Raw genomic sequence first — 18,188 nt, 5'->3', positions numbered from 1 at the left:
GCGGCGCCCGGTTCCGGCGCGATCAGGCCGTATGCACCGACGACACGGTGAACACGTTCGGCGTGGCCTTGGCCAGTTCCGCCATGCGCTTGGCGAACGGCGCGGCGTTGGGGTCTTCGCGGGTGGCCTTGACGTCGTCCAGCGACTTCCACTGCGCGTAGTTGACGACGCGGGTGCCGTCCTTGCTGGCCAACACGCTGGCGGAGATAAAGCCCGGGCGCTTGCTGATCACCTTCTCGGCGCCTTCGTTGAGCACGTCGATCAGTTGCTGCTGCTTCTCCGGCTCCACGTCGAAGACGCTGATGAAGGTGACGGTCTCGTCGGCGCGGATAACGGCTTGCTTCTTGGTCATGATGAATTCCTTGACGTACGGGGGTATGGCCAGTCGATGGCTCGGTAGACACCCGGCACGCTGCTCGGTGCCGGGGCGTATTCGACGGTAGCGAGCGGAACGGCGCAGCACATCGGTAATTTCTACGGACTCGTCTGGCTGCGTTCGCCGAGTGCGATCGGCACCGGCGAAGTTCACGGCATGTCCACATCGCTGCGTGTCTTCAGACCGGTACCGCCTCGACGATGCTCATGCCGGTGGACGTGGGGATGATCCGCTGCAGCTTGAAACCCGACGCCGCGAACAGATCGCGGAACTCGTTGGCCGTGCGCTCGCGCGCGCCGAGCAGTACCGCCATATGCAGGTCCAGCCACTTGCCGAAGAACGGCGTCTGCCCTTCCGGCAGCACCAGCTCCACCACCAGCAGGCGGCCGTTCGGCGCCATGGCGCGGCGGATGTTCTTGAGGATGGCGATGCTGCGCTCCTCGTCCCAGTCGTGCAGCAGCAGCGACAGGATGTAGGCATCGCCGCCCGGCGGCACCGCGGCGAAGAAATCGCCGCCTTCGGCCAGGCATCGGCCGGTGAGTCCCGCGGCCTGGATGCGTGCCAGCGCGGCGTCGGCGACGTGCGGCTGATCGAACAGAATGCCGCGCAGATGCGGATAGCGGCCGAGCAGCTTCAGCAGCATGGGGCCGTAGCCGGCGCCGACGTCGACCACCGTGGCGAACGGCGTGAAGTCGTAGGCATCCACCACCGCGCCCGCCACTTCCTTGGTGTAGCCGGCCTGGGCTTCGTTGAATACGCGGTCGGATTCCGGATGCTCGGCGAGATAGCCGAAGTAGGTCTTGTCGTATTCCTTTTCGAACGCGATCTCGCCGGTCTTGACGTTCTGCAGCACGTGCGACCAGGCGCGGTACTGCTCCTCGCCATGCATGATGGCCTGCGGCCGCATGGTGTTGGGCAGGTCCGAACGCAGCAGGTTGGCCAGCGGCGTCAGGCCGTAGCTGTCCTTGCCGTGCGCGGTGAAGATGCCGACGCTGCTGAGCGCGCGCAGCACGCGGTTGAGCAGGTCCGCCTGGGCGCCGCAGGCGCGCGCAAGATCGTCCACCTGGCGCGGGCCGTCGGCGACGAGATCCGCGATGCCGAGCTTGGCGGCGACATAGATCGACTGCGTCATCCAGTAACCGGTGATCATCTGCAGCAGCTGGTAATGCGGCGGTACGTCGGCGGCGGCGTGCGTCTCGCGCACGGCTTCGGCTTGCGTTGACATGTGGCGCTCCTCGGGTTGGTTGGGCGATGGCGTAGGCCAGTCGCGGTAGCTGGCGTGCGCAACGTAATGCACATGCACCGGCGACGCTTACCGGGTTTTCTACGGTTCTTTGCCCCGATGCGTTTTGTTAGCTTGCCGATCCGCCGATGCAAATCGGCGCTGCATCGCGTACCGCCGGTCAGGGCCGGCGTATCCATGTCGTCGCACACGGAGGTCGGTGAGATGAGCAGTCAACACAGCCACACGCGGGAGAACGGCGGCTGGCATCCGTCGTCCTGGCGCGCACGCCCGGCGCTGCACCAGCCTACGTACGAGGACGGCGCCAGGCTCGATACGGTCGTGCGGCGCATCGGCAAGCTGCCGCCGCTGGTGACGTCGGGCGAGATCCAGGAACTGAAGCGCGCGCTGGCCGACGCGCAGGAAGGCCGCCGCTTTCTGCTGCACGGCGGCGATTGCGCGGAGAGCTTCGGCGATTGCGATGCCGACACCATCGTCAATCGCCTGAAAGTGCTGTTCCAGATGAGCCTGATCCTGGGGCATGGACTCAAGCAGCCGGTGATCCGCGTCGGCCGTTTCGCGGGGCAGTACGCCAAGCCGCGTTCGAGCGACCAGGAAACCATCGGCGGCGAAACCTTGCCGGTGTTCCGCGGCGATATCGTCAATGCGCCGGAATTCGATGCGTTCGCCAGGCAGCCGGATCCGGAGCGCATGTTCCAGGCCTATGCCTTCTCCGCGCTGACGCTGAACTTCACGCGTGCGCTGTTCGAAGGCGGCTTCGGCGACCTGCGCCATCCGGAGTACTGGCAGCTGGACTGGATCGACCAGTCGCCGCGTGCGCTGGAATACCGCACGGCCGTCGAGGAAATCGCCAATTCCTGGCGCTTCCTGCATGCGCTGGGCGGGCAGATGGGCACCGAGCGCGTCAGCGCAGGTTTCTACACCTCGCACGAAGCGCTGCTGCTTCCGTTCGAGGAAGCGGTGACGCGCCGCGTGCCGCATCGCCGCGGCTGGTTCAATCTGTCCACGCACCTGCCGTGGATCGGCATGCGCACCAGCGCTATCGACGGCGCGCACGTCGAGTACTTCCGCGGCCTGCAGAATCCGGTGGCCCTGAAGGTCGGGCCTTCGACCAAGCCCAACGATCTGCTGCAGCTGATCGAAGTGCTCAACCCGCACGAAGAGCCGGGCCGCCTGACGCTGATCACCCGCATGGGCCGCAAGCACATCGCCGAAGCCTTGCCGCCGCTGCTCGCAGCGGTGCGCCGCGCGGGGCGCCACGTGCTGTGGGTCGCCGACCCGATGCACGGCAATACCGAAACCACGCCCACCGGCATCAAGACGCGGCATTTCGACAATATCCGCTACGAACTGGAAACCGCTTTCCAGATCCACGCGGCCGAAGGCACCCGCCTGGGCGGCGTGCATCTGGAAATGACCGGCGAGGACGTGACCGAATGCCTGGGCGGCGCCCGCAGCCTGACCGAGCAGGATCTGCCGCGCGCCTACAAGTCGGCGGTGGACCCGCGCCTCAACTACGAGCAGGCGATGGAGCTGGCCATGCTGATCACCAAGGCGGAGCGCTCCGGTCCCAAGGCCGTCGAACGCACCGCCACCGGCCCCCGGCCTGTCGCCGTTATCTGACCCGCGCTTCTTTCGACTCGCGCCTTATCGACATCAAGAGGTTTGCAGACGCCATGACCGGGATTCCCGCGATCAGCGCTTACACCCTGCCCGTGTCCGGGCAACTGCCGCGGAATATCCCGCGCTGGACCATCGATCCGTCCCGCGCGGTATTCCTGATCCACGATATGCAGCGCTACTTTCTGCGCCCGCTGCGCCAGGCCGGCCTGGATGTGCCGTTGATCCGCAACATCCGCGCCATCCGCGATTTCGCGCTGGACCACGACATGCAGGTGGCCTATACGGCGCAGCCGGGCGGCATGAGTCGCGATGAGCGCGGCCTGCTGCGCGACTTCTGGGGCGACGGCATGCAGGTGGCGCCGGAGGATCGCGCCGTGATCGACGAGCTGGCGCCGGAAGACCGCGACTGGGTGTTCAAGAAGTGGCGCTACAGCGCGTTCTGGAAATCCGACCTGCAGGCGCGCATGCGCGTGCATGGGCGCGACCAGCTGATCATCGGCGGCGTGTATGCGCACATCGGCATCCTCACCACGGCGCTGGAGTCGTTCTCGCACGACATCGAAACCTTCGTCGTGGCCGACGCCACCGCCGACTTCTCGCTGGAACGCCATCTGATGGCGCTGGAGCATGCGGCGCGCTGCTGCGCCGTCGTCCTCACCACCGGGGAGGTCGTGCAATGAGCCTGCTCGAACGGATTGTCAGCGGCAGCCTGAAGGACGCGTTCGCGCTGATCGTGCGCGAGAGCGGCACCGGTCCGCGCCTGCTCGAGGTCTACGCGGGGCACGCGCGGACCTGCGAATCCTTCGTCGACCTGCCGGAGACGGGCGAGTCCAAGGACGGCGTGCTGGTGCTGATTCCCTACGCCCAGCTGCGCGAGCGCGGCTTTGCCTGCATCGACGACGGCGAGCGGCTGTGCGCGATCCAGATCCGCGAGCGCGAGGTGTATCCGCTGGACGAAGTGCTCGAAGTCTTCCCCGAGGTGGCGCTGCACCTTTCCGAAGGTGCGTTCGACATGGAGGACGAGGCCTACGAGGAAGCGGTGCGCCGGGTGATCCACGACGAGATCGGGCATGGCGAAGGGGCGAACTTCGTCCTGAAGCGCACCTACCGGGCCAAGCTGCACGGCTATTCACTGGCTACCGCGCTGGCGGGGTTCCGCCGGCTGGCCGTGCAGGAATCCGGCGCCTACTGGACCTTCCTGGTGCACGTCGGCGGCCGCACGTTTATCGGCGCCAGCCCGGAGCGGCATGTGAGCGTCGAGGATGGCGTCGCCGTCATGAACCCGATCAGCGGCACCTACCGGTATCCGTCGACCGGGCCGACGCTGGACGGCGTGCTCGATTTCCTAACCAACGAGAAGGAAGTCGACGAGCTCTACATGGTGGTCGACGAAGAGCTGAAGATGATGGCGCACTTCTGTCCGGCCGGGGGCACCGTGCGCGGACCGTACCTGAAAGAGATGTCGCGCCTGGCGCATACCGAGTACTACATCGAAGGCCGCACGCAGGCCGAGGCGCGCATCGTGCTGCGGCAGACGCTGTTTGCGCCGACGGTGACGGGCAGCCCGATCGAGAACGCCTGCCGGGTGATCGCGCGGCAGGAACGCGAGGGGCGCGGCTTCTATGCCGGCGTGATCGCCCTGATCGGCAACGATGCCGCGGGCGGAGAACGGCTCGATTCGGCGATCCTGATCCGCACCGCGGAGATCGCCGCCGACGGTTCGATGAAGATCGGCGTCGGCTCCACCATTGTCCGCCACTCGCAGCCGCACGCCGAGGCCGAGGAGACGCGTGCCAAGGCGAAAGCGCTGCTCGCCGCGCTGGGCGTGCAGGCGACGCGCAGCTTTGCCGGTGTGCCGGCGGTGCAGGCCGCGCTCGGCAAGCGCAACGGCGCGGTCGCCAACTTCTGGCTGACCGACAGCAGCCAGCGCATCTGCGTCGACCCGTCGCTGCGTGGACGCCGCGCGCTGATCATCGACGCCGAAGATGCCTTCACCGCCATGCTGGCCCAGCAGCTGGAAGCGATCGGCCTGGAAGTGACCATCAAGAGCTGCACCGATCCGGATCTGTTCGACAGCGATTGCGACGTGGCGGTGCTGGGGCCGGGGCCCGGCGATCCGCGCGACGTGCGCGACCGCCGCGTGGCGAGCCTGCGCCACGCGATGGGCGAGCTGCTGGCGCGCCGCAAGGCCTTCCTGGCCGTCTGCCTCAGCCATCAGATCCTGTGCCTGGAGCTGGGCCTGGACCTGGTGCCGCGCGCGGAGCCGAACCAGGGCGTGCAGAAGGAGATCGACCTGTTCGGCAGCCGCGAGTGGGTAGGCTTCTACAACTCGTTCGTCGCCAAGTGCGAGGCGAGCGCGATCAACGTGCAGGGCGCCGGCAATGTGGAAGTAAGCCGCGACCTGGCCTCGAACGAAGTGCACGCGCTGCGCGGCGACCGCTTCGCTTCCATCCAGTTCCACGCCGAATCGCTGCTGACGCGGCGCGGCGTCGACATCATCGCATCCAACGTCAAGAGAGTGCTCTCATCATGATCGCTACGATAAGTTGGTGGAATCTCGACCGCTCGGCGCAGACCATCGAATCGCTGCGCGGCTACCTGCATGGGGAAGGCGTGGCGCCGTGGGAAGCGATTGCCGGCATGCGCACCAAGTTCTGGATCTCCGACCCCGCCAACAACCTGTGGGGCGCGGTGGTGCTGTGGGAGCACCACGAGGCGATGAGCCAGTCGCTGCCGCCGAACCGCGCCACGGAGCTGATCGGCTATCCGCCGACCTGGCGTTCCAGCTTCGACGTCGAAGCGCTGATCGACCAGGGCTCGCCCACCGCGTGGTTTGGCCTGGCCGGCACCGGTGCCCCGGCGCCGGGGCATGCGCCGGTCGGCTTTCCGCGGGGAGGCGCCTGACCATGGCCGAGTACGAAGTGGCGACGGTGGCCGCGCGCGATACCAGCGTATTCGGCGCGCCGCCGGCCGATCCGATGGCGGTGATCCGCAGCTGGTTCGACGCGGCGCGCGAGCTGGGCGTGCCGGAATGCGGCGCGATGGCGCTGGCGACTTCCGATGCGCAGGGGCGCTCTTCCGCGCGCATGGTGCACGTGATCGAGGTGCGGCCGGATGCGCTGATCTTCACCACGCACCGGCATAGCCAGAAGGGCCGGGAGATCGACGAGACGCATTGGTCGTCGGGCGTGCTGTATTGGCGCGAGACGAAGCAGCAGATCACCATCGCCGGGCCGACGCGCCTGGTGTCGACCGAGGTCTCCGACGCGTTGTGGGGCCGCCGGCCGATCACCACCAATGCGATGTCGTTCGTGTCGCGCCAGAGTGCGCCGCTGGACGACGAGGCCGCGCTGCGCGACGAAGCGAACGCGCTGCTCGCTGCCTCGCTGGGCTTGCCGCGGCCCGATGGCTGGGTGGGCTATGCCATCTCCCCCGAGAGCATCGAGTTCTGGCACGCCGCGCCGGACCGCCTGCACCAGCGCCTGCGCTACGACCGCGACGGACAGGCCTGGAACTGGCGGAGGCTGCAGCCTTGAAAGCGATGCCTTATGCCGTGGCGGATGTGTTTACGGAGAACCCGCTGGAAGGGAATCCGGTGGCGGTGTTCTTCGATGCGCAAGGGCTGGAAGCGCAGGACATGCAGCGGATCGCGCGGGAGCTGAACCTGTCGGAGACGACGTTCGTGTTTCCGCCGCCGGCCGGTGCCGACGTGCACGTGCGGATCTTTACGCCGGTGAACGAGTTGCCGTTCGCGGGGCATCCGACCCTGGGCACGGCCGTGGTGCTGGGGCAGCGCGGGCATAGCGGCACGCTGCGGATGGCCACGGCAATGGGCACGATACCGTTCGAGCTGGAACGCGACGGCGAAGGCGTGGTGCGCGCGGCGTCGATGGTGCAGCCGGTGCCGACGTGGTTGCCGTACGAGCACGCTGATGTATTGATCGATGGCTTGGGCATCGAGGGTTCGACCTTGCCCGTCGAGGTGTATCGCATCGGTCCGCGGCATGTTTTCGTCGGGCTGCCGACGGTCGAGGCGCTGTCGGCGGTAAAGCCGGATCTGCGCGTGCTGGCGACCCTGCCCGATGTGGCGGTGAACTGTTTTGCCGGGGCAGGGCGGCATTGGCGCATGCGGATGTTTTCGCCGGCCTATGGCGTGGCGGAGGATGCGGCGACGGGGTCGGCGGCGGGGCCGCTGGCCTTGCATCTGATACGGCATGGGCTGTTGGAGTTCGGCACCCCCATCGAGATTCTGCAGGGTGTCGAGATGGGAAGGCGCTCGCTGATGCGGGCGACGATCCATGGCTCGATGGACGCGATCGGCCCGATCGAAGTCTCCGGCGCCGCCACGGTAGTAGCGCGTGGCGAGCTGCTGCGCTGGAAGGCATAGCGCGCCCGCAACCTACCCCCTCTCCCCTCTGGGGAGAGGGCTGGGGTGAGGGGCCGGGCGGAGCCGTGAGCGAACGGGCGCGAAACCCAAAAGCTTTTTCTTCCCTCCGTAGAAGCGCCACCACGAGCACCCGCCCCTCATCTGCCTGCCGGCATCTTCTCCCCGGAGGGGCGAAGAGTTCCAAGTTTTGAAGGCATACGCACAGACAAGAGGACTATCCATGTCGACCAACAGCTTCACCACCGACCAAGACCTCCGCGCCCAACACCGCCGCGTCATCGAAGACTACTTCAGCCGCCGCGGCGAAGGCCGCCTCACCCGCTACCAGCTCTTCACCGAAGACGGCAGCGGCGGCCTGTGGACCAATGACACCGGCGGCCCGATCGCCTCCTACGGCCACGAAGCCCTGAAGGCCCACGGCGCCTGGTCGCTGCAATGCTTCCCCGACTGGCAATGGACCAACGTGCAGATCTTCGAAACCCAGGACCCCAACCGCTTCTGGGTCGAATGCGACGGCGAGGGCCAGATCCTGTTCCCGGGCTATCCGCCGGGCATCTACCGCAACCACTTTATCCACTCGTTCCATATGGAGAACGGGAAGATCAAGCAGGGCCGCGAGTTCATGAATCCGTATGAGCAGATGCGCGCGCTGGGCATTCCGTTTCCCGCGATCAAGCGCGAGGGCATTCCCGCCTGAGCGAAGGCGGGTGGCCAGGTTCCATCCTGCGGTGGCAGGCGCTACTGCAGTTCGCCGATGCTCCTTTGCATCTCGTCCTTGCGCGCCGGATCGCGTTCGCTCGCTACCATGCCCTGCAGGATCTTCAGCTGCGCCGTGTCGAGCGCCTTTTTGGCGGAGGTCTTGATATCCGGGATGACACCGGTGCCTTCCCAGTCGCCATGCGTCACCGGATTGATAGGCCGCCCCGACGGCACGAACATCATGAAGTGCTCGGTCAGGCGCTGCGGCGAACCGGCGTGAGCGGCGCCGGCGGTCACCTCGCCGACGATCCTGGCGCAGCCGGCGTTCTTCAGCGCATAGGCGAAGTCCTCGCAACCGGACGCGGTCTCGCCGCTGGTCAGCACATACAGCGGTCGCGTTTGCCCATAGCGTTTGCCGGTGACGCTGGCAGTGGTCCAGCGTTGCTCGGTGCGGCCTTCGTCGCGGAAGTAGATGTCGTTGAGATGGGTGGGCTGGTCGAACAGATAGCTGGCCACCTGCATCACCGTATCGGGATCGCCACCATGGCATTCGCGCAGATCGACGATCAGCGCATCGGTATCGCCCAGCAGGCTCATCGCGGCGGCAGTGCGTTCGGCCGTGTGCTGCGGGCGGCCGAAGGCATGCAGTTCGAGCAGGCCGATATTGAAATGCAGGCGGCCGACGTTGGCGAAGCCGTAGTTGACCTGTTTCTGGTGCAGGTCTTCGGCGGCCTGCTCCTGCGGCGACGGCCCGCCATCGGCGCTCGCGGGAATGGCCTGCTCGAAATAGCGGACCTCCAGATGCTTGTCGCTGGTCGTGCCCTGCAGCAGATCGGTCAGGCGTTCGGCCAGGCCCTGGGCGCTATCGATCGCATCGAAATCGCCATGCGCCATGCGTGCTCGCAGGTCCTTCTCGATCGCTACTGCCTTGTCGGGAAAGACGTAACCCCGATCGAGCTTGGCGATGACACCTTCGAGCACCGCATCGCGCGCGGCCTTGTCGATGGCCATGTCCTTCTGCGGCGGCTCATGCGGCGGACCCTGGTTCGGCCCGCCAGGCCAGGCCAGCACCGCCACGCTCCCCAGGCCCGCCATGCCCAGCGCAGCCATCGCCACGAAGATCCCCGTTCGCCTGTTCATTGCACTTCTCGTGTATGGGCGCGATCGCCCGGCCAGCACAGGCTGCGGGGACAATGTGGGGAAATTGTGTGTGGTGGCGGGGTTACCAGTCGACGCGGTAGCCGACGCCGTAGATGGAATGGATGATCTCCACCTCCGGCAGCACGGCGGCGAGCTTGCGGCGCAGATTCTTGATGTGCGTATCGATGGTGCGGTCGTTGGCGTCGAGATTGTCGCGCTGGACCACGTCGAGCAGCTGCGTGCGCGAATACGCCATGCCGGGGCGCCGCAGCATCGTCGCCAGCAGGTGGTACTCGCTCGGCGTCAGATCGAGCGCATGCGCGCCGACGCGAATGGATCGTGCGGCTTCGTCGATCCGCAACAGCGGACGATCCGTGGCCTCGGCGCGCGTGCGGCGCAGAATGGCCTTGATGCGCGCCACCAGCTCGCGCGGACTGAACGGCTTGCACAGGTAATCGTCGGCGCCGGCTTCGAGGCCCAGCAGGCGATCGACCTCTTCGACTCTGGCGGTCAGCATCAGGATCGGCACCTCCGAGAACGCACGCAGGGCCTGGCACACCGACAGCCCGTCGAGCCCCGGCAGCATCAGATCGAGCACGATCAGGTCGGGCATGGCCTTGGTGGCGCGTTCGAGCGCGACTTTGCCGTCGCCGATCACCTCGGCGGTATATCCAGCCGCGGCGACATAGTCGGCGACGATGGCCGCGAGTTCGCTTTCGTCCTCGACAATCAGAATCCGTGCGGTCATCGGTCGTCCAGGGGCAGGATCACCGTGGCGCGCAAGCCACCTAGCGGAGAAGGCGCGAACACCAGGCGGCCGCCGTGCGCGGCGAGGATCTGCCGGCACAGGGCGAGACCCAGGCCGGAGCCGCCGGAGCTGCGGCTGCGCGATTCCTCCAGTCGAAAGAAGCGTTCGCCCAGGCGTTCGAGCGATGCCGCCGGAACGCCCGGGGCGGAGTCGTCGACGACGATGCGGATGGTGTTGTCCACGACGGCGCCGGTAAGCGCGATGCTGCCGCCGCCGGCGGTATGGCGGACGCTGTTCTCGAGCAGGTTGGCGAGCACCTGCCGGATGCGGGCGGCATCGCATGGCGCCACGCAGTTCGACGGCGCGGCGCCGATCGATGCCTGCAGATCGTGGGTGCCGAAGCGCGCCGAGAAGTCGGCGAAGACCTCGCAAGCCATCCGCCACACATCGTGCGGCGCAAGCGCGTAGCGGGTTTGCCCGAGATCGCCGCGCGCCAGCTCGTGCAAGTCATCGACCAGCCGGTTGAGCGAATGCACCTGCCGCTCCATCAAACTCAGATGACCGGGCGTGGCGGCGCGCACACCGTCCTGCACGCTTTCGATCTGGGCGCGCAGCACCGCCAGCGGCGTGCGCAGCTCGTGCGAGGTCTCCGCGATCCACTGCTGGCGCATCCGCTCCACCTCCTGCAGGCGCGCGGCGAGGCGATTGAAGGCGCTGGCGAGTTCGCCCAGCTCGTCGGTGCGGGTCACCTCGATGCGCGTCGCGAACTGGCCGTGTTCGAGCCTGCGCGCACCTGTGACCAGTTGCATGATCGGGCGGCGCACATGGACGGCCAGCAGCCAGGCGACGCCGATGCTGAGCAGCAGGGCAGCGACCAGCGCCCAGGCCAGGCGGCTCTGTTGATCGATCAGGAAGGCGACGGCCAGCGCATCGTCCGGGTGCTGCGGATAGGCCACGAGCAGGCTGCCGATCGCGCGGCCATCGACGCTCAGCGGGTGCGCGGCACGATCGATCGAGGTAGCGGCGATCAGCCAAGGGGATGCGACGGCGCCCGCCAGATACCGGCCGCGCGTATCGGTCAGCCCGATGCGATAGGCCACGCTCGAGGCTCCGGACTTTGCATCGGGCGCGCCGGTACGCGAGCGCTCGTACGCGTCGCGCAACCAGGCCTTGCGCTGTGCGGTATCGCGGGGAAGAAACGACCAGTCGCCCTGCTGCCGATAGCTGGCCTCCAGCGCGGCGCCCAGCGTGTCGAGAAAGTGCGTGTCGGTATCGAGCCGGTGCTCGGCAAAGTTGTCCAGCAGCCGCCACCGCACCAGCTCCACACCCAGCGCCCCGGCGACGATAATCGTCAGCCAGATGGCCAGGAACAGGCGGTAGCCGATGGATAGCTTCAAAGGCGCGATACCGTGCAAGGAAGAGCATCAGCTTAGGCAAGCCGTCGTGTGCCGGCTAGGCCTTCGTCGCGCCGATCAGCGCCGCAGCGCCTCTGGATGCGCCGCCAGCCACTGCTGCACCCGCCGCATATTTCTGGCCTTGGCCTGCTGGGCCAGCGTTCTGCCATCGTCATACCGGCCCTTCGGGCTCGCGCCGGCTTCCAGCAGGCGCAGCACGATGGCGTCGGTCCAGCTGCCGAACAGCATGCTGTTGCCGTCGTTCGACTTCAGCGAGGCATCGGCGCCGTGCGCGAGCAGCACGTTGAGCAGGTCCAGGTTTTCCACACCGTACAGCGGCGTGCGGCCCTTGCTGTCGCGGTGGTTGGGATGGGCGCCCCGTGCAAGCAGGCGCTCGGCGGTGCGGATGCGGGCGGAGTTGTCTTCCCAGCAGTTATAGGTAGCCGCGAGCTTTGCCAGCGCCGTCCGCTCTTGCTGCTCGTCATCGCTATCGGCGTTGCGAGCCGGGGCGGCATCGATATCGAGACCGGCATCGGCGAATGCATCGACCAAGGCAGGAGAGCAGCCGGCCGCGGTGTCGGCAAAGCTCTCGGCGGCCTTTGCCTTGCCGAAGCGATCGAGCCAGCCGTCTTTCGCCAGGCGCTTGAACACCTCCGCGTGTCCGCGTCGGATCGAGTCTTCGATCATGCTGACGCCGGCAACCGTGACTTCACCCGGCAGGATTCCCGGCGGCAAGGCTGTCTGATCCAGCGGCGCGCCGCGTTCGATCAGCGCCAGGACGGTAGCTTCGTCCGCTTGGTCGGCTTCGCCGTCCAGCGCCAATACCGTGGCCTGGTTCGAGTGGAAATCGAAATGCGCCTGCTCCAGCCAAGGAATAAGCCCGGCGGTCCCCTTCACCCAGCGGTCGCTGCCGGCGACGCGGTCGACCGCCTCTTCCAGGTTGCGCACCGCATCGGGCATACCGGCCTCGGTGCCCATATAGTCGACCACGCGCTTATGGCGGTCGCCCACCGTGAGGCTCATCACCTGGGTGGGGCTGTCGGTGGCCAAGGCTCGATACTCGTTCTTGAGCCGCCAGAAATTGGCCGCTTCGAATTGCTTGAGCAGCGCCTGCACGGCTTCGGGGCTGATCCGATCCTCATGCGTACCCGGCAGCAGCACGCCTCTGGCGCGGGCGTAGCGCCGGTGCAGCTTGTCCACTTCGTCGACCGGATCCGTGCCGGTGGTGAAATGCACCAGGCCGTGGCCATCGATGGTCAGCTTGTAGGCGGGGCAGGCGCCGAAGCAGGCGGAGCGCGTGAGGCTGATTTCGACCTTGTCCGTGCCGCTCGCCGCCGTCGGTGCGATAGCTGCCGTGATCGCAAGCAGGGATGCGGCTTTGATCATGCCGGACAGACGGAAACTACGTGCAGCCATGGATTCCCCCGAATCGTTGTTTGCGCAGGCGTCTGACCTGGCGAGTCTATCCGGCTCCGGAGGGGGTCGGAAGTTGGCCGAAGGCGACGGCAGGGTGTTGTCCATGGACACGATGCCCCGTTCGGCGGGACCATTCGCTTTCGCAAAGGGGGTTGTGATGACGGATATCGAGAACAAGCAGATAAATGCGGGCACGCCGCCGCATGAGCCGGTTGCGCTGGGCGATTACAGAATCAGCCTCGAGGATGGACGGCTGGTTGTTCGTACCGCTTCGGGAAACAGGGCGGAAGTTTTTTTCCCCGGCAAGTTCAACAGAGAAAGTTTCTCGCTGACCATCGAATCCCAGGGGCTCGGGCTTACACTCCTGAAGAGATAGCGGGGCGCTTATGGCTTACAAGCTGTCTTTGGCCGCCCGGAACGAGGGGCTGATCTATGTCGACGAGCAACACTCGGACGCATCGTACTGTTGGGGTTCGCCTGTGGCTCACCCCAACCTACGTCCGGTAAAGACACGTACCAACGGAGAATCGAAGTGGAAACGATCGGGCGCGACCTGAGGGAAATGCAACGCGTGCCGCTGGCCAGCACGCACGTCGCGGCGATGCGGGCGGAAGGTACCGAGGTGCGCTATGCGGCGGGCGAGTTTGTCGTCCAGCTCGGCGACCCGATCGACCGCTTCGTCTATGTGGAGGACGGCGAGATCGAAGTGGTGAACCCCTTTACGGGCGAACGCCATTTCCCTTCCACGCTGGGACCGACCCAGTTCATGGGCGAGATTTCCTTCCTTAATGGCGGCGTGTGGGCCTTGCCGATGCGCGCGGTCAAGGACACCCGCGTGCTCCAGGTGCCGCGCACCGCCATGCTGCGGCTGATGTCCGAGATCCCGGAGATGTCGGACATCATCATCACCGTCTTCGCCGCACGCCGGCGCCGCCAGCTCGACGAGCGCGACGGCACCCTGGTGCTGATCGGGGAGGACCTGGACCGGAATATCCAGCGCGTCGGCGAATTCGCCAGCCGCAACCGTTTGCCGTATGCGTCTTACGCGCTGGGCAGCGCGGAAGCCCAATGCATTGCCACCAGCTGCGCCATTCCCGCGGACCGGCCAGCGGTGATCTTCGGCCGCGATCACGTGGTGAACGAACCGACGCCGGACAAGATCGCCAAGCTGCTGGGCTTGAGTTTCGAGCTGGCCGACGAGGAGGCGGTGGACGTGCTGATTGTCGGCGGAGGCCCCGCCGGTGTGGCGGCTGGCGTGTATGCCGGCGCCGAAGGCTTGAGCGCGATCGTGGTGGAGGACCTCGCGGTCGGCGGCCAGGCCGGTACCTCCAGCCGGATCGAAAACTATATGGGCTTTCCCACCGGTATTTCCGGCGCCGACCTGGTGTGGCGCGGCGAAGTGCAGGCGATGAAGTTCGGCACGCGCTTCATCATGCCGCGGCGCGTGGTGAGCGTGGAGCGGCGCGAGGACGGCAAGTTCTGTTCGACCTTCGACAATGGGCAGCGCATCCTGGCTGGCGCCATCGTGGTGGCGACGGGGGTGCAATATAAGCGGCTGCCGATCGACCGGTTGGCGGAGTTCGAAGGGGCTGGTGTGTATTACGCCGCCACGGAAAACGAAGCGCGTTATTGCAAGGATGGTGAGGCACTGGTGATCGGCGGCGGCAATTCTGCCGGGCAGGCCGCCATGTTTCTCAGCCGCTCGGCCAACCGCGTCCGCCTGCTCGTCCGCGGCACCTCGCTGGCGTCGTCGATGTCCAGCTACCTGTCCAGCCGACTGGAAGCGGACCCGAAGATCACCATCGAATACGGTTCCTCGGTGCGCCTGTTGCATGGTGGCGAACGGATCGATGCCGTCACCGTGCATAACAGCATCAATGGATCGGATTACACGCTGCCGACGTGTGCGCTCTTCATCATGGTGGGGGCGGAGCCGAATACGTCCTGGCTGTCGGGGCTGGTGAAGCTGGATCAGAAAGGCTTTGTCGAAACGGGCGATGCGGTGGGGGCGGATTCGCCTTATGCGACGTCGCAGCCGGGGATTTTTGCGGTGGGGGATGTAAGGGCGGGGTCGGTGAAGCGGGTGGCTTCGGCGGTGGGCGAGGGGTCCGTCGTTATTTCGAAGGTATGGACTCATTTGAACGGCTGAGGCTTGCCTTGAAAGCCCCTCTCCCGCCGGCGACCCGAAGGTAGTCCCCGGAGGGAGAAGGGTTTCAACTTGAGTGTTGAGGAATACCGCCGCGTCGGTGGTTGCCACGACGCTGAGCCCCTCTCCCCCCGGGAGAGGGGTTGGGGTGAGGGTACGGCCGGAGCGCAAGAGTGATGTGCACCGCTCCGCCCGAACCCTCATCCGGCTGCCGCCACCTTCTCCCGGAGGGAGAAGGGTTTCAACTTGAGTGTTGAGGAATACCGCCGCGTCGGCAGTCGCCACGACGCTGAGCCCCTCTCCCCCCGGGAGAGGGGTTGGGGTGAGGGTACGGGCGGAGCGCAAGAGTGATGTGCATCGCTCCGTGGCTGCAGCAGGCAAAGACACGCACGCCCTTTACCTCCGTGTCAGTACATTGACGACGCGCCGCCAAGTCCACGAAACTACCCGCGCATCGTCACGACGATGCCAGTCATTGCGCGTCGTCCATCGCCGCGCAGTCGAACCCGAGGGGTGCTGCGACGGACTCGATCCGCCACGCTCGGCTTCGATATCCCAGCAAGGGCGCCCTCCATCGATGGAGGATTTGCCATGTCCCATGTTTTTACACACCGTCTCGCCATCGCCACGTCCTCGATGGTTCCGGGCATCCATCCGGACGACCGGCACCTGGCGTATTCGCTGCTAAGCCTTGGCATCGAGACGAAGCCCTGTGTCTGGAACGACCCCGGCGTGGACTGGTCGCGGTATGACGCGGTGCTGATGCGTTCCACCTGGGATTACTTCAAGCATTACGCAGCGTTCGTCGAGTGGTTGGATCACTTGCCCATTCCGACGATCAACGATAAAGCCTTGCTGCGCTGGAACAGCGACAAGCGCTATCTGCCGGAGTTGGCGGCGCAGGGCGTCGACATCATTCCTACGACCATCGCGGCAGGAACCGAGCTGCGGCAGACGCTGGCGCGGATGTCGGGCCAGGAAGTGGTGCTCAAGCCTACGGTCAGCGGCACGGCCTGGTATACGGCGCGCGGTGTCGTTGGCGATCCAGCATTCGAGCAGGTCGTGGCGCAACTACCGAGGGAGTTCGAGTATCTGGTGCAACCCTTCGTCCCTGAAGTAGTCAGCGACGGCGAATGGTCCCTGTTGTTCTTCGGCGGCGAGTACAGCCATGCCGTGATCAAACGGGCGGCGGCCGGCGATTACCGGGTGCAGTCGGATTTCGGAGGGACAGCCGATGCGGTCGATCCCGATCCGGCGCTGATCGCCAGCGCCAGGCGCGCCCTTGCCGCCGCGGCGGCGCTAGGCCATGCCGACAGTGCCTATGCGCGCGTCGATGGCGTGATCTGCGACGGCCGCTTCCTGCTGATGGAACTGGAAATGATCGAGCCGTTTTTGCATCTTGGGGCGCGGCCGGAGGCGGCGGAGCGCTTTGCGGGGCATTTGCAGAGGCGGTTGGCTAAGCGGACTGCCTGAGCGTTTCCTTCGGGCGCACTTTAAAAGCGGTGGTTTAAAGGGGGCGGGTGGAGTTCTGTTCTCGCCCCCTTCTGCCTTGCTTAAAGGCCCAGGGCGTGAATGAATGCCCGTATCTCATCGACCACAGCATGAAGATCCGGCGCGGAAAGGCGGTTCCTGCGCAGAAAGGCGTTCCATTGCGCCTGCTTCTGCGCATCGGCAGAAAATTCTCTTGTCAGCCCGAACGGAATCTCATCGCGTAGCTCAGTCCCGCGCCGGGCGAACGTGGCGCTGATGGCGGCGACCAGTTCCGGTCGATCCATGGCGCCTTCGCGAACGAGCGCCAGCAGATCGAAGTAGTCCTTCATCCTGCTGTTGGCAATGCCCAGCGTGGCAATGGCTTCCAGTTTTTCGGCAAACACCGTCTCCCGCGGATAGACGCGCAGATGGGGTGCCGGAAATTCGTCGAGCAACACCGGATAATCCGTTTCCATGGGCATCGGAGTGACGGCGTCCCCGAAGCCGACGTCCCATTGCACGTGGCACCGTGCATTCCCAAGCAGAGCCCGCAGGCGCAAGCGCAGGCCTTCGTAGCTCGCTTCCTCGCGTATCGACTCCACCACGATGGCATCGGGATCGAAGTGCAGGCCATCGTCCAAGTGAATCATGCAGAGATTGCGCGCGATGCCTGACAGCCGTTTCGGGTCGGGCGAGCCGAAGCCGAGGAAGTCGGCATCGCGCGTGGGCCGGTGCGGCTGGTCGAACCAGAGTGCAAGCAACATCGCTCCCTTCAACAGGAACAGGTCGCGGTGCGAGGAAATGGACAGCCTGTACAGCAACCGCTCCACGGCGAATCGATCCAGCAAGAGCTGAAAGTCTTCGCCCCGTGCGCGAGCCCGATCGAGCAGGCGTTGCCGGATCGACGCCGCGCGGCCGGCGGCAGGGAACATCGTGTTTATGCCATCGCCTCCAGATACGGACGCATAAGCTTGGCCACGCGGCAGATGCGCGCGTACTTCCACAGTTCGTCCACGGTGGTGGCGCGCGCGCGAAGCGCATCACGCAGGGCTTCGATAGCGACATCCAGCCCGACGAGGTTGCGAAACTTGAAGCAGTCCGCGATGGTTTTCGCGACGCTGGTTACGCGCACCGATCTGCCACCGATCTTACGTATCTCCAGGCCCACCGCGAGCGTTTCACCGGAAAATCGGACGACTCGCAGTGAAGGCCAGTCCAGCCGGGGCGCGCGATCCTTATTGCCGATGGCGATCCATATCTCGAACGGCGCCTGCGTAGTCAGTTCATGCAGGCGCAGGGCGGTCAGCAGGCACAGGCGCGCGCCGGGAATGCGTTGGGCAACCACCAGGACGCATTCATCGCCCTCTGCCTGAGGCACCCCGGGAAGGGTGTAGACGCCGCGGGAAAGCCGGATCAGATCCCCCGCCGCGACAAGGCGGGAAACCTGGGCACGGGCGACGCCCGCTTCGACAAGCTCGCGAGAACGAACCGCGCCGCGGCGGCGAATGAGTGCCTTTGCAAGGGCGGCCGGACTGGTCATGGCCGG

At 66.0% G+C, this 18,188-nt stretch carries 18 protein-coding genes and 1 riboswitch; of the genes, 10 read left to right on the top strand and 8 right to left on the bottom strand.

The window, feature by feature from the left end:
* Positions 1–22 precede the first annotated feature (22 nt).
* Positions 23–352: an antibiotic biosynthesis monooxygenase gene (locus FHW85_RS19115; RefSeq protein WP_167253053.1), complete on the bottom strand. Its 330-nt coding sequence runs from the start codon at positions 350–352 to the stop codon at positions 23–25.
* Between the two features lie 202 nt (positions 353–554).
* The gene (locus FHW85_RS19110; protein WP_168649324.1) at positions 555–1,601 is read right to left on the bottom strand and encodes a methyltransferase; all 1,047 of its coding nucleotides are present in this window, start codon (positions 1,599–1,601) and stop codon (positions 555–557) included.
* Between the two features lie 222 nt (positions 1,602–1,823).
* Between FHW85_RS19110 and FHW85_RS19105 the strand changes: the two genes are divergently transcribed.
* The 7 genes from FHW85_RS19105 to FHW85_RS19075 all read left to right on the top strand — a co-directional run bounded on the left by FHW85_RS19105 (position 1,824) and on the right by FHW85_RS19075 (position 8,326).
* Positions 1,824–3,242: a 3-deoxy-7-phosphoheptulonate synthase class II gene (locus FHW85_RS19105; protein ID WP_168649323.1), complete on the top strand. Its 1,419-nt coding sequence runs from the start codon at positions 1,824–1,826 to the stop codon at positions 3,240–3,242.
* Between the two features lie 53 nt (positions 3,243–3,295).
* Positions 3,296–3,922 carry an isochorismatase family protein gene (locus tag FHW85_RS19100; RefSeq protein ID WP_168649322.1) on the top strand — a complete coding sequence of 209 codons (627 nt, stop codon included), beginning with the start codon at positions 3,296–3,298 and terminating at the stop codon, positions 3,920–3,922.
* On the top strand, positions 3,919–5,775 hold the full coding sequence (locus tag FHW85_RS19095) for an anthranilate synthase family protein (RefSeq protein WP_168649321.1): 1,857 nt from the start codon (positions 3,919–3,921) through the stop codon (positions 5,773–5,775). The genes FHW85_RS19100 and FHW85_RS19095 overlap by 4 nt, the downstream gene beginning before the upstream one ends.
* Positions 5,772–6,146: a hypothetical protein gene (locus FHW85_RS19090; RefSeq protein ID WP_168649320.1), complete on the top strand. Its 375-nt coding sequence runs from the start codon at positions 5,772–5,774 to the stop codon at positions 6,144–6,146. The genes FHW85_RS19095 and FHW85_RS19090 overlap by 4 nt, the downstream gene beginning before the upstream one ends.
* 2 nt (positions 6,147–6,148) lie before the next feature.
* On the top strand, positions 6,149–6,778 hold the full coding sequence (locus FHW85_RS19085; protein WP_168649319.1) for a pyridoxal 5'-phosphate synthase: 630 nt from the start codon (positions 6,149–6,151) through the stop codon (positions 6,776–6,778).
* Between the two features lie 5 nt (positions 6,779–6,783).
* Positions 6,784–7,629, top strand: coding sequence for a PhzF family phenazine biosynthesis protein (locus tag FHW85_RS19080; RefSeq protein WP_168649391.1), 846 nt, complete (start codon positions 6,784–6,786; stop codon positions 7,627–7,629).
* A 220-nt stretch (positions 7,630–7,849) separates the two neighbouring features.
* Entirely contained in the window at positions 7,850–8,326 is a 477-nt protein-coding gene (locus FHW85_RS19075; protein ID WP_168649318.1) for a PhzA/PhzB family protein, read from the top strand.
* 41 nt (positions 8,327–8,367) lie between these two features.
* Here the strand turns inward: FHW85_RS19075 and FHW85_RS19070 are convergent, their stop codons facing one another.
* From FHW85_RS19070 to FHW85_RS19055, 4 genes are all read right to left on the bottom strand, one after another.
* Positions 8,368–9,468 carry a S41 family peptidase gene (locus FHW85_RS19070; protein ID WP_168649317.1) on the bottom strand — a complete coding sequence of 367 codons (1,101 nt, stop codon included), beginning with the start codon at positions 9,466–9,468 and terminating at the stop codon, positions 8,368–8,370.
* An 82-nt stretch (positions 9,469–9,550) separates the two neighbouring features.
* Entirely contained in the window at positions 9,551–10,216 is a 666-nt protein-coding gene (locus tag FHW85_RS19065) for a response regulator (protein WP_168649316.1), read from the bottom strand.
* Positions 10,213–11,613, bottom strand: coding sequence for an ATP-binding protein (locus FHW85_RS19060; RefSeq protein ID WP_168649315.1), 1,401 nt, complete (start codon positions 11,611–11,613; stop codon positions 10,213–10,215). Before FHW85_RS19060 ends, FHW85_RS19065 begins: the two co-directional genes overlap by 4 nt.
* Positions 11,614–11,688: 75 nt before the next feature.
* Positions 11,689–13,131 (bottom strand): DUF6438 domain-containing protein, encoded by a 1,443-nt coding sequence (locus FHW85_RS19055; protein ID WP_168649314.1) that lies wholly within the window; start codon positions 13,129–13,131, stop codon positions 11,689–11,691.
* Between FHW85_RS19055 and FHW85_RS19050 the strand changes: the two genes are divergently transcribed.
* The 3 genes from FHW85_RS19050 to FHW85_RS19040 all read left to right on the top strand — a co-directional run bounded on the left by FHW85_RS19050 (position 13,130) and on the right by FHW85_RS19040 (position 16,645).
* Positions 13,130–13,402 carry a hypothetical protein gene (locus FHW85_RS19050; protein ID WP_168649313.1) on the top strand — a complete coding sequence of 91 codons (273 nt, stop codon included), beginning with the start codon at positions 13,130–13,132 and terminating at the stop codon, positions 13,400–13,402. The two genes, FHW85_RS19055 and FHW85_RS19050, sit on opposite strands and share 2 nt — an antisense overlap.
* Before the next feature lie 186 nt (positions 13,403–13,588).
* On the top strand, positions 13,589–15,175 hold the full coding sequence (locus FHW85_RS19045; protein ID WP_210427866.1) for a cyclic nucleotide-binding domain-containing thioredoxin-disulfide reductase: 1,587 nt from the start codon (positions 13,589–13,591) through the stop codon (positions 15,173–15,175).
* A 498-nt stretch (positions 15,176–15,673) separates the two neighbouring features.
* A riboswitch (S-adenosyl-L-homocysteine riboswitch) is annotated at positions 15,674–15,749 on the top strand.
* Between the two features lie 14 nt (positions 15,750–15,763).
* Positions 15,764–16,645: a hypothetical protein gene (locus tag FHW85_RS19040; RefSeq protein ID WP_168649312.1), complete on the top strand. Its 882-nt coding sequence runs from the start codon at positions 15,764–15,766 to the stop codon at positions 16,643–16,645.
* 80 nt (positions 16,646–16,725) lie between these two features.
* On the opposite strand, the gene FHW85_RS19035 is transcribed toward FHW85_RS19040, so the two are convergent.
* A complete protein-coding gene (locus FHW85_RS19035) occupies positions 16,726–17,574 on the bottom strand; it encodes a nucleotidyl transferase AbiEii/AbiGii toxin family protein (RefSeq protein ID WP_168649311.1) in 849 nt (282 codons plus the stop codon).
* A 5-nt stretch (positions 17,575–17,579) separates the two neighbouring features.
* Positions 17,580–18,182: a type IV toxin-antitoxin system AbiEi family antitoxin domain-containing protein gene (locus FHW85_RS19030; protein WP_168649310.1), complete on the bottom strand. Its 603-nt coding sequence runs from the start codon at positions 18,180–18,182 to the stop codon at positions 17,580–17,582.
* Positions 18,183–18,188 lie beyond the last annotated feature (6 nt).

Origin of the sequence: Dyella sp. SG609 (assembly GCF_012275375.1) — a bacterium.
GTDB classification, from domain to species: domain Bacteria; phylum Pseudomonadota; class Gammaproteobacteria; order Xanthomonadales; family Rhodanobacteraceae; genus Dyella_D; species Dyella_D marensis.
The sequence above is the reverse complement of the archived record's forward strand: the minus strand, read 5'-3'. Positions and strand labels throughout refer to the sequence as shown.

Excerpts from the sequence above, each read along its gene's own strand:
- FHW85_RS19115 (WP_167253053.1), bottom strand. The coding sequence starts at position 352 with ATGACCAAGAAGCAAGCCGTTATCCGCGCCGACGAGACCGTCACCTTC.
- FHW85_RS19110 (WP_168649324.1), bottom strand. The coding sequence starts at position 1,601 with ATGTCAACGCAAGCCGAAGCCGTGCGCGAGACGCACGCCGCCGCCGAC.
- FHW85_RS19105 (WP_168649323.1), top strand. The coding sequence starts at position 1,824 with ATGAGCAGTCAACACAGCCACACGCGGGAGAACGGCGGCTGGCATCCG.
- FHW85_RS19100 (WP_168649322.1), top strand. The coding sequence starts at position 3,296 with ATGACCGGGATTCCCGCGATCAGCGCTTACACCCTGCCCGTGTCCGGG.
- FHW85_RS19095 (WP_168649321.1), top strand. The coding sequence starts at position 3,919 with ATGAGCCTGCTCGAACGGATTGTCAGCGGCAGCCTGAAGGACGCGTTC.
- FHW85_RS19090 (WP_168649320.1), top strand. The coding sequence starts at position 5,772 with ATGATCGCTACGATAAGTTGGTGGAATCTCGACCGCTCGGCGCAGACC.
- FHW85_RS19085 (WP_168649319.1), top strand. The coding sequence starts at position 6,149 with ATGGCCGAGTACGAAGTGGCGACGGTGGCCGCGCGCGATACCAGCGTA.
- FHW85_RS19080 (WP_168649391.1), top strand. The coding sequence starts at position 6,784 with ATGCCTTATGCCGTGGCGGATGTGTTTACGGAGAACCCGCTGGAAGGG.
- FHW85_RS19075 (WP_168649318.1), top strand. The coding sequence starts at position 7,850 with ATGTCGACCAACAGCTTCACCACCGACCAAGACCTCCGCGCCCAACAC.
- FHW85_RS19070 (WP_168649317.1), bottom strand. The coding sequence starts at position 9,468 with ATGAACAGGCGAACGGGGATCTTCGTGGCGATGGCTGCGCTGGGCATG.
- FHW85_RS19065 (WP_168649316.1), bottom strand. The coding sequence starts at position 10,216 with ATGACCGCACGGATTCTGATTGTCGAGGACGAAAGCGAACTCGCGGCC.
- FHW85_RS19050 (WP_168649313.1), top strand. The coding sequence starts at position 13,130 with ATGGACACGATGCCCCGTTCGGCGGGACCATTCGCTTTCGCAAAGGGG.
- FHW85_RS19055 (WP_168649314.1), bottom strand. The coding sequence starts at position 13,131 with ATGGACAACACCCTGCCGTCGCCTTCGGCCAACTTCCGACCCCCTCCG.
- FHW85_RS19045 (WP_210427866.1), top strand. The coding sequence starts at position 13,589 with ATGCAACGCGTGCCGCTGGCCAGCACGCACGTCGCGGCGATGCGGGCG.
- FHW85_RS19040 (WP_168649312.1), top strand. The coding sequence starts at position 15,764 with ATGTCCCATGTTTTTACACACCGTCTCGCCATCGCCACGTCCTCGATG.
- FHW85_RS19035 (WP_168649311.1), bottom strand. The coding sequence starts at position 17,574 with ATGTTCCCTGCCGCCGGCCGCGCGGCGTCGATCCGGCAACGCCTGCTC.
- FHW85_RS19030 (WP_168649310.1), bottom strand. The coding sequence starts at position 18,182 with ATGACCAGTCCGGCCGCCCTTGCAAAGGCACTCATTCGCCGCCGCGGC.